Source organism: Streptomyces sp. NPDC004752, assembly GCF_053601275.1.
In genome coordinates this window covers 42,095-50,803 of record NZ_JBSGBN010000070.1, presented here as the reverse complement: position 1 = coordinate 50,803, position 8,709 = coordinate 42,095, and the positions used below count along the sequence as shown (strand labels likewise).

Sequence of the window (8,709 nt, the reverse complement as noted above, 5' to 3'; positions counted from 1 at the left end):
AAGGCCGGGCGGCCCGATGCCCGGGCGCCCCCAGGCGGGCGGCCCCAGGGGGGCGGCCCGAGGGGGGCGGAGCCCCCGGCTGGGGGCGCGGGGGGGCACCGCCCGGTCGTGCGGCCGGGGTCAGCCGGTGTTGCGCAGGCCCGCGGCGACGCCGTTGACGGTCAGCAGCAGGGCGCGGGAGAGCAGCGGGTCGGGCTGCTCGCCCGCGTCGGCCGCGTCGCGCTGCCGCCCCAGCAGGGTGACCTGGAGGTAGGAGATGGGGTCCAGGTAGGCGTCGCGGATGGCGAAGGTCTGCTTCAGCACCGGCTGGGCGTCGAGCAGTTCGTCCTCGCCGGTGATCCGCAGGATCTCACGGACCGTCAGGTCGTGTTCGGCGGTGATGGTGTCGAAGACGTGCCGCAGCTCGTCGGGCACCAGGGTGTCGACGTAGTGGCGGGCGATCCGCAGATCGGTCTTGGCGAGCGTCATCTCGACGTTGGAGATGAAGTTGCGGAAGAAGTGCCACTGTTCGTGCATCTCGGTGAGGACGGTGTCGAGGCCGGCCTCGCGCAGGGCCTTGAGGCCGGAGCCGACGCCGAACCAGCCGGGGACGATCTGCCGGGACTGGGTCCAGCCGAACACCCAGGGGATGGCGCGCAGTCCGTCGAGGCCGGCCCCGGAGTCGGGGCGGCGGGAGGGCCGGGAGCCGAGGTGCAGGTCGGCGAGCTGGTCGACCGGTGTGGAGGCGAAGAAGTACGCCGGCAGGTCGGGGTCCTCGACTAGGCCGCGGTAGGCACGGTGGGCGGCGTCGGAGACGACGTCCATGGCGGCGTCCCAGCGGGCGAGGGCTTCCACGGACTGCCTGGGTGCCGTGTGCAGGGCGGATGCCTGAAGGGTGGCCGCGACGGTCAGTTCCAGGTTCTCCCGGGCCAGCGAGGGCACGAGGTACTTGTCGGAGATGACCTCGCCCTGTTCGGTGACCTTGATCTCGCCTTCGAGGGTGCCCCAGGGCTGGGCGAGGATGGCGTCGTGGGAGGGGCCGCCGCCGCGGCCGACGGTGCCGCCGCGGCCGTGGAAGAGGCGCAGCCGTACCCCGTAGCGGTGGGCGACGTCGCGCAGTCGGCGCTGGGCGCGGTGGATCTCCCACTGGCTGGTGGTGATGCCGCCGAACTTGGAGGAGTCGGAGTAGCCGAGCATGACCTCCTGGACGTCCCCGCGCAGCGCGACGAGCCGCCGGTAGGACGGGTCGGAGAGCATGTCCTCCAGGATGGTGTCGGCGGCCTTCAGTTCGTCGGTGGTCTCCAGGAGCGGCACGATGCCGATCTTCGCCCAGCCGGCGTGCAGGTCGATCAGGCCTGCCTCGCGGGCGAGGACGGCGGCGGCGAAGACGTCGTCGGCGCCCTGGCACATCGAGATGATGTACGACTCGATGACTTCGGGGCCGAAGATCTCCAGGGCGCGCTTGACGGTCCGGAAGACGCCGAGGGTCTTCGCGCCGGCCGCGTCCACGGGTGCCGGGGTGGGCGCGAGCGGTCGGCGGGAGCGCAGTTCCTTGGCGAGGAGCCGGGCCCGGTACTCGCGGGGCATGTCGGTGTAGCGCCAGGATTCCTCGCCGAGCCGGTCGAAGAGCTGGCCGAGGGCGTGGTGGTGGGCGTCGGCGTGTTCGCGTACGTCCATGGTGGCGAGCTGGAGGCCGAAGGCGGCCAGGGTGCGGATGTTGCGGCCGAGGCGGCCGTCGGCGAACAGGCCGCCGCGGTGTTCCCTGAGCGAGGTCTGGATGAGCCGCAGGTCGCCGAGGAGTTCGGCGGTGCCGAGGTAGTCGCGGCCGGGTTCGTGCGGGGTGCCGGTGGCCAGCCGCTGCTTGGTGTTGACGAGCTTCTGGCGGACGCAGGTGGCCTTGAGCCGGTAGGGCTCCTCGGCGTTGAGCCGCTTGTAGCGGGGGCTGATCTCCGGGAGCAGTTCCAGGTCGGTGCGCAGCGATTCGAGGAGTTCCTCGGTGGCGCCGGTGTAGCGGATGGAGTTGGACAGGAAGCCGCGCAGTTGGTCGATCATCTCCAGGGCGTCGTTGATGCCGTGCTCGTGCTGGAGGATGAGGACGTCCCAGGTGACGTCGGGGGTGACGTTCGGGTTGCCGTCGCGGTCGCCGCCGATCCAGGTGCCGAAGGTGAGTGGCCGGGTGTTGTCGGGGAGCTGGACGCCGACGCGTTCCAGTTCCGCCGTCAGGTCCTCCAGGACGTCGCCGACGGCGCCGGCGTGCAGTTCGTCGAGGTAGTAGATGGCGTTGCGGGCCTCGTCGGCGGGTTCGGGCCGTACCACCCGCAGCTCGTCGGTCTGCCAGACCAGGTCGATGTTCTCGGCGAGCCGGGTGTCGTGGCGGCGGCGGTCGGACTCGATGACGGGGGTCTCCAGGAGCGCGGCGATGCGCCGGAGCTTGTTGAGGACGGAACGGCGCGCGGCCTCGGTGGGGTGCGCCGTGAACACCGGGCGAACGTTGAGGTGCTCGACCGTCTGCCGCAGGTGCTCCGGGTCGGCGTCCTTGAGGCGGTCGGCGGTGCGGGCGAGCAGGCCGCCCTCGGCCGCGCGGCGGGCCCGCAGTTCGCGGCCGCGATGGACCTGCTCGGTGACGTTGGCGAGGTGGAAGTAGGTGGAGAAGGCGCGGACCAGCTTGGCGGCCGTCTCCAGTTCGGTGCCACGCAGCAGCTCGGCGGCGGCTTCGCCGTCCTCGCGGGTGAGGCGGCGGACCCTCTCGACCAGTTCGAGCAGTTCGGTGCCCTCCTGCCTGACGAGGGTCTCGCCGAGGAGGTCGCCCAGTCGCCGGATGTCGGCGCGCAGTGCGGTGCTGGTCGTGGTGGTCTGATCGTCGGCACTGCTCACAGGTGCGGCTCCTTGCAGTAATCCGGAGTGCGTCGCGTCGGCGACTCTTGGGAAGTGCGGTGATGGGCGACGGGTGGGATCGTCCGGGTGGGGGCCCGGTGGTCCGCCGCGCGGCGGGTGCCGCATACGGGCGGGTCAGCCGGGAAGACATCAGAGCGGACCGCGCTGTCCGACCGATTCCAAGGATAGGTGTCCACGCGGACGCGCAGGCTCACGGGCTCTTGCCGCCGCACGCGGCGCTGCCATACTTACGACGCCGTAGGTTACGGAACCGTAGGGAAGCCCACCCGGCCTCCTACCGGATCCGGCGGCCCCGTACCCCGCCTCTACCCTCGACCCCCCAGGGGACACCCCATGACCACGCGTTCCGATGTGATCGACGACGCCCAGAAGGCCACCGACCCGCCGTTCCCGTCCGCCACGCTGGGTGGCGAGCAGAAGCGCTCGATCGAACAGATCACGCTGCTGCTGTTCATCACCGTCCCCTTCCTGGCGCTGGTCGCGGCGGTGCCGCTGGCCTGGGGCTGGGGGGTCAGCTGGCTGGACCTCGGCCTGCTGGTCTTCTTCTACTTCCTCGGCTGCCATGGCATCACGATCGGTTTCCACCGCTATTTCACCCACGGTTCGTTCAAGGCGAAGCGGCCGCTGCGGATCGCCCTGGCGATCATGGGGTCGCTGGCGGTCGAGGGCCCCCTGGTGCGCTGGGTGGCCGATCACCGCAAGCACCACAAGTTCTCCGACGCGGAGGGCGACCCGCACTCCCCGTGGCGCTACGGGGAGACCGTCCCGGCCCTGGTCAAGGGCCTGTGGTGGGCGCATATCGGCTGGATGTTCGACGAGGAGCAGACGCCCCAGGACAAGTACGCGCCGGATCTGATCAAGGACGGGGCGATTCGTGCGATCTCCCGCCAGTTCATCGTGTGGACGGTGGTGTCGCTGCTGCTGCCCGCGCTGATCGGCGGGCTGGTCACGATGTCCTGGTCCGGCGTGTTCACGGCGTTCTTCTGGGGGTCCCTGGTCCGGGTGGCGCTGCTGCACCATGTGACCTGGTCGATCAACTCGATCTGTCACGCCGTGGGCAAGCGGCCGTTCCGCTCACGCGACCGGTCCGGGAACGTGTGGTGGCTGGCGGTCCTGTCGTGCGGCGAGTCCTGGCACAACCTGCACCACGCCGACCCGACCTCGGCGCGGCACGGTGTGGAGCGGGGCCAGTTGGACTCCTCGGCACGGTTCATCCGCTGGTTCGAGCGGCTCGGCTGGGCGTACGACGTGCGCTGGCCGTCACGCTCGCGTATCGATTCACGCCGCAACACCGGGGAAGACGGCTCCCGAGGCGGGACGGGGACCGCGAAGACGGCATGATTGACGCCGTGGCGACCGACTCCAGCACCCCCAGTCCCGACAAGCCGCGGCGAGCGCGTCGCACCCGTATGACCGGTGCCGAGCGCCGCCAGCAGTTGCTGGAGATCGGTCGCACCCTTTTCGCGGCGAAAGGTTTCGAAGGCACGTCGGTGGAGGAGATCGCGGCGAAGGCCGGGGTGTCCAAGCCGGTGGTCTATGAGCACTTCGGCGGCAAGGAGGGGCTGTACGCGGTGGTGGTCGACCGGGAGATGCGCCGCCTGCTGGACATGGTCACCGGCTCGCTGACAGCGGGCCATCCCCGCGAGCTGTGCGAGCAGGCCGCCTTCGCGCTCCTCGACTACATCGAGGAGAACACGGACGGCTTCCGGATCCTGGTCCGCGATTCCCCCATCCCGCAGTCGACGGGCTCCTTCGCCTCTCTCATCTCGGACATCGCCACCCGGGTGGAGGACATCCTGGGCCGCGAGTTCAAGAGCCGTGGCTTTGACCCCAAGCTGGCCCCGCTGTATGCGCAGGCCCTGGTCGGCATGGTCGCGTTGACCGGCCAGTGGTGGCTGGACGTGCGCCGTCCGAGGAAGGCGGAGGTGGCCGCGCATCTGGTGAACCTGGCGTGGCACGGCCTGGACGGCCTGGAGCAGAAGCCGCGGCTGATCGGGCACCGCAAGTCCTAGAACGGTTCCCGGACGGGCTCCGGCAACTCCAGCCGGCCGGCCGCCCGGGGCCGCGCCGTGGAGGGGCCGGTGGCCCGGTGGCCCGGCGGCTCGTGATCCCGGGCAGTGGGCGCGCCGTGGGCGGCGAGGCGGGCGGCGTATGTGTCGTTGTCCGTGCCACTGCCCGTGCCACTGTCCGTGGCGCTGTCGTGACCCTGAGCCCGGGGCGGGCCCTGTGTGCGGGGACCCTGTGTGCAGGGCGGGGCCTGTGTGCGGCGATCAGGCCCGTGTCTGCTTCGTGGCCACGGCGAACAGCCGCCTGAAGGGCAGGACGGTGCCGTACTCGGCGCTCGGGTATGCCGTCCGCAGCAGGTCCCGGTAGTCGCCGAGGAACGCGTCTTCGGCCTCGGGGTCGTCCGCCAGCGCGGTGAGGACGGGCCGCAGCCCGGTGCCCTTGACCCAGTCGAGGACCGGGTCCTCGCCGGTCAGGACGTGGAAGTACGTCGTCTCCCACAGGTCGGCGGCGCAGCCGAGCCGGGCCAGGCGGTCCAGGTAGACGCCGGGGAGGTGGACGGAGTCCTCGTGGCGCAGAACGTGCGCGAGGCGGGCCTTCCAGCGGGGGGTGGCGGCGAGTTCGCGCATCAGGGCGTGCAGGGGCGCGTCGATGTTGTGCGGCACCTGGAAGGCGAAGGTGCCGCCGGGGGTGAGGGCGGCCAGCCAGGCCGGGAAGGCGTCCAGGTGGCCGGGGATCCACTGGAGGGCGGCGTTGGAGACGATCAGGTCGTAGGTCTCGTCGGGCACCCAGTCGGTGGCGTCCGCGTGGGCGAAGTCGAGGCGCCCGCCGCCGGGCGTGGGCCCGGCGTGCGCCTGGGCGTCGGCGAGCATCTGCGGGGAGTTGTCGTACCCGGTGATGTGCGCGGCGGGCCAGCGGTCGGCGAGCAGCAGGGTGACGTTGCCGGGGCCGCAGCCGAGGTCGGCGATGCGGGGCACGGCGGCGGGCGGGTCGAGGACGCGGGCCAGCAGGTCGGTGAAGGGGCGGGCGCGGTGCCCGGCGTGACGGAGGTACTGGGCGGGGTCCCAGGTGGGGGCGGCGGGGGACATGGCGGGCTCCTCGGAGTCGTACACCGTTGTCATCGCCACTCTCCCCTCCATATGCCTTGACGTCAAGATACTTGGCTCCAAGAGACTTCATGTCGACACAACCACTACACTGATCGGCATGGAGGACGAGGTCGATCGGCTGGTCGCAGCGTGGCGCCGGGAACGCCCGGACCTCGACGTGGAACCGCTTGAGGTGCTGAGCCGGGTCAGCAGGCTGGCCCGGCACCTGGACCGGGCACGCCGGCTGGCCTTCGCCGAGCATCATCTGGAGCCCTGGGAGTTCGACGTCCTGACCGCGCTCAGACGGGCGGGCGACCCTTACCAGCTCTCTCCCGGGCAGCTGCTCACCCAGACCCTGGTCACCTCGGGAACGATGACCAACCGCATCGACCGGCTGGCCAAGAAGGGCCTGGTCGAGCGGCTGCCCGACCCCAGCGACCGGCGCGGTGTGCTGGTCCGCCTCACCCGGGAGGGCCAGGACCGCGCGGACCAGGCGCTGGCGGGCCTGCTGGCACAGGAGCGGGCGATCCTCGCGGAACTCTCCCGCGCCCAGCGCACCGAACTGGCTGCGCTGCTACGCCAGTTGACCGCCCCGTTCGACAACATCCCCGGTTAGGGCGGCCACGGGCGGACGCTCCCGCACCGGTTCGCCCTCGCCGGTCGCGACGACCACCACCGTGTGCCCGCCGGCACAGGCGTCGACCAGCTCCGCGGCGGACGGGGACGCCCCCTCGACGGATGTGCCACCCTCCCGCAGACAGGGCAGCTGCGGATGCGCCCCGTCCACGCACAACACCCGAGCGGCTGCGCGCAGCGCCTACCAGGCGGGCCGATGCGGGCCCACACGCACCCCCGCGCCCGCCGCGTCCCCTCTCCGCCTGCCCACGGCCGCCGCAGGCGCCAGACCACCCGGCCGAATCGCAAGACGCACGCCGACGCGGGCCCACGCGCACTCCCCGAGCCTCTCCGGACAACCGCGCCCCGCCGCGTACTCGCCACGCATCGACTCCCCCGCGCCCGACCGCACCCGACGAGCCGCACACCCCGTAACATCCGCACCCCGACCGCCCACTGCCGCGGGCCCACGCGCACTCCCCGAGCCTCTCCGGACAACCGCGCCCCGCCGCGTACTCGCCACGCATCGACTCCCCCGCGCCCGACCGCACCCGGCGAGCCGCGCCCCTCGCCGCGTCCGCTCCCCGACCCACCGCCCGCCCGCCGCAGGCGCCAGACCACCCGGCCGGATCGGTCAGGCGCTGTTGGTCTCCTCCGGCCTGAGTCGTCCGGTGGGCTCCAGGTCGACCGGTCCCACTCCCGCGCGGCGGGCCAGGGCGACGGCGGCGAGGGTGGAGTGGACGCCCAGCTTGCCGAGGACGTTCTGCATATGGGTGCGCACCGTGTGCGGGGACAGGAACAGCCGCTCGGCGACCGCCTTGCGGCCGAGCCCGGCGACCATGCAGCGCAGCACCTCCCGCTCCCGCGGGGTGAGCGACTCGACCAGCCGCTCGCTCTCGGTGCGGTGCTTACGGGCGGCGGTCAGTTCGCGCAGTACACCGGTGAGCAGCGCGGGCGGCAGATGCGTCTCGTCCCGCAGGACGCCCCGGATGACATTGAGCAGCCGCGACAGCGAGCAGTCCTTGGCGACCCAGCCGCAGGCACCGGCCTGGAGCGCGAGGGCGGCGCGGCGCGGGTCGTCCCGCTCGGCGAGGACCACGGTCCGTACGCCGGGGTGTGCCGAACGGACGCCCGCGACCAGCGAGATCCCGTCCACCAGCCCCTCTTCGTTGCTCGCCTGCACCGGCACCGCCGACCGGGCGCCCGGCACATGGCCGCCCAGGTCGGCGTCGACGAGCAGCACATCGAAGCGGCGGCCCTCGCCGGCCGCCCGCTCCAGGCAGCGCAGCGCCGCCGGACCGCTGCCGGCCGCGGCGACCTCCACGTCCGGCTCGGCGGCCAGGGCCGCGGCGAGCGACTCGGCGAAGATGCGGTGGTCGTCCACGACCAGGACTCGGATGCGAACCATGAAACCCCCTTCCCCACGCTCCCGAAGAGCAGGGGATACCCCAAGGTCCGAGGAACGACGACCTCGCGGATACGACGCTGTGGCTGGCGGGACCGGCCACACGGCCGCCGCCGTGCAGTCACTGCTACCCCCGCCATGGGCGTCGTACCCGCCTGTCTCGCCCCCTGATCAGCACCGGCCCCCACCGGCACCGCTCATCAGGGTACGGCCGGGCGCCGTCGGCGGAAGGTAATTTGCAGAACTGGGCCACCCGACGCGTTTATGGTGTGCCGCATGTTTCGTATTGAGGCAGAAGTCGACAAGGCCCGACGCAATCTGCTCCGTTCCCGGCTGCGGGAGACCAATACGGCGGCGTCCCCCGTCCTGGCCGCCCTGCGCGGCACCCCCGGCGAACGCGAAGTCCCCCTCCATGTCTGGGCGCTGGACAAGGCGGGCGGACTGGCCGGCGGACTGGTCGGCCACACCTGGGCGGCCTGGCTGCATGTGACCTACCTCTGGGTCGACGCGCCATGCCGCGGGGCGGGCCTCGGCACGCGCCTGCTCACCGAGGCCGAACGGCTGGCCGGTGAGGACCGGGGCTGCCGGGCGGCCCGCGTGGAGACCTGGGACTTCCAGGCCCCGGAGTTCTACCGCAGGCGGGGCTACGAGGTGGTGTGCGTGATCCCCGACTATCCGCCGGGGATCACCGAGTACACGCTGACCAGGCGACTGGGCTGATCC

7 protein-coding genes and 1 pseudogene are annotated in these 8,709 nt (G+C 72.0%); 4 read left to right on the top strand and 4 right to left on the bottom strand.

The features are described 5' to 3' along the window. Window positions 1-120 precede the first annotated feature (120 nt). Window positions 121-2,853 (bottom strand): phosphoenolpyruvate carboxylase, encoded by a 2,733-nt coding sequence (ppc, locus tag ACWEKM_RS26840; RefSeq protein WP_451623794.1) that lies wholly within the window; start codon window positions 2,851-2,853, stop codon window positions 121-123. 354 nt (window positions 2,854-3,207) lie between these two features. Here ppc and ACWEKM_RS26835 point away from each other — a divergent pair, with 354 nt between their 5' ends. Together ACWEKM_RS26835 and ACWEKM_RS26830 are read left to right on the top strand one after the other, a co-directional pair. After that, window positions 3,208-4,215, top strand: coding sequence for an acyl-CoA desaturase (locus ACWEKM_RS26835; protein WP_451623793.1), 1,008 nt, complete (start codon window positions 3,208-3,210; stop codon window positions 4,213-4,215). Further along, window positions 4,212-4,886 (top strand): TetR family transcriptional regulator, encoded by a 675-nt coding sequence (locus ACWEKM_RS26830; RefSeq protein ID WP_451623792.1) that lies wholly within the window; start codon window positions 4,212-4,214, stop codon window positions 4,884-4,886. Before ACWEKM_RS26835 ends, ACWEKM_RS26830 begins: the two co-directional genes overlap by 4 nt. Window positions 4,887-5,144: 258 nt before the next feature. Here ACWEKM_RS26830 and ACWEKM_RS26825 read toward each other — a convergent pair whose 3' ends face one another. Beyond that, the gene (locus ACWEKM_RS26825; protein WP_451623798.1) at window positions 5,145-5,999 is read right to left on the bottom strand and encodes a trans-aconitate 2-methyltransferase; all 855 of its coding nucleotides are present in this window, start codon (window positions 5,997-5,999) and stop codon (window positions 5,145-5,147) included. An 85-nt stretch (window positions 6,000-6,084) separates the two neighbouring features. Between ACWEKM_RS26825 and tamR the strand changes: the two genes are divergently transcribed. Further along, entirely contained in the window at window positions 6,085-6,582 is a 498-nt protein-coding gene (tamR, locus tag ACWEKM_RS26820) for a MarR family transcriptional regulator TamR (RefSeq protein WP_451623791.1), read from the top strand. A gap of 27 nt (window positions 6,583-6,609) precedes the next feature. Here the strand turns inward: tamR and ACWEKM_RS26815 are convergent. After that, a pseudogene (locus ACWEKM_RS26815) lies at window positions 6,610-6,783 on the bottom strand (nucleoside triphosphate pyrophosphohydrolase); the annotation flags it as partial. Window positions 6,784-7,215: 432 nt separating this feature from the next. After that, entirely contained in the window at window positions 7,216-7,989 is a 774-nt protein-coding gene (locus tag ACWEKM_RS26810) for a LuxR C-terminal-related transcriptional regulator (protein WP_451623790.1), read from the bottom strand. 261 nt (window positions 7,990-8,250) lie between these two features. Here ACWEKM_RS26810 and ACWEKM_RS26805 point away from each other — a divergent pair, with 261 nt between their 5' ends. After that, complete coding sequence (locus ACWEKM_RS26805; protein ID WP_451623789.1) at window positions 8,251-8,706, top strand: GNAT family N-acetyltransferase; 456 nt, start codon at window positions 8,251-8,253, stop codon at window positions 8,704-8,706. Window positions 8,707-8,709: the final 3 nt, after the last annotated feature.

Bases quoted from the DNA above. Each gene is read 5' to 3' on its own strand.
- ACWEKM_RS26805 (WP_451623789.1), top strand. From the start codon at position 8,251: ATGGTGTGCCGCATGTTTCGTATTGAGGCAGAAGTCGACAAGGCCCGA.
- ACWEKM_RS26810 (WP_451623790.1), bottom strand. From the start codon at position 7,989: ATGGTTCGCATCCGAGTCCTGGTCGTGGACGACCACCGCATCTTCGCC.
- ACWEKM_RS26835 (WP_451623793.1), top strand. From the start codon at position 3,208: ATGACCACGCGTTCCGATGTGATCGACGACGCCCAGAAGGCCACCGAC.
- ACWEKM_RS26830 (WP_451623792.1), top strand. From the start codon at position 4,212: ATGATTGACGCCGTGGCGACCGACTCCAGCACCCCCAGTCCCGACAAG.
- tamR (WP_451623791.1), top strand. From the start codon at position 6,085: ATGGAGGACGAGGTCGATCGGCTGGTCGCAGCGTGGCGCCGGGAACGC.
- ACWEKM_RS26825 (WP_451623798.1), bottom strand. From the start codon at position 5,999: ATGACAACGGTGTACGACTCCGAGGAGCCCGCCATGTCCCCCGCCGCC.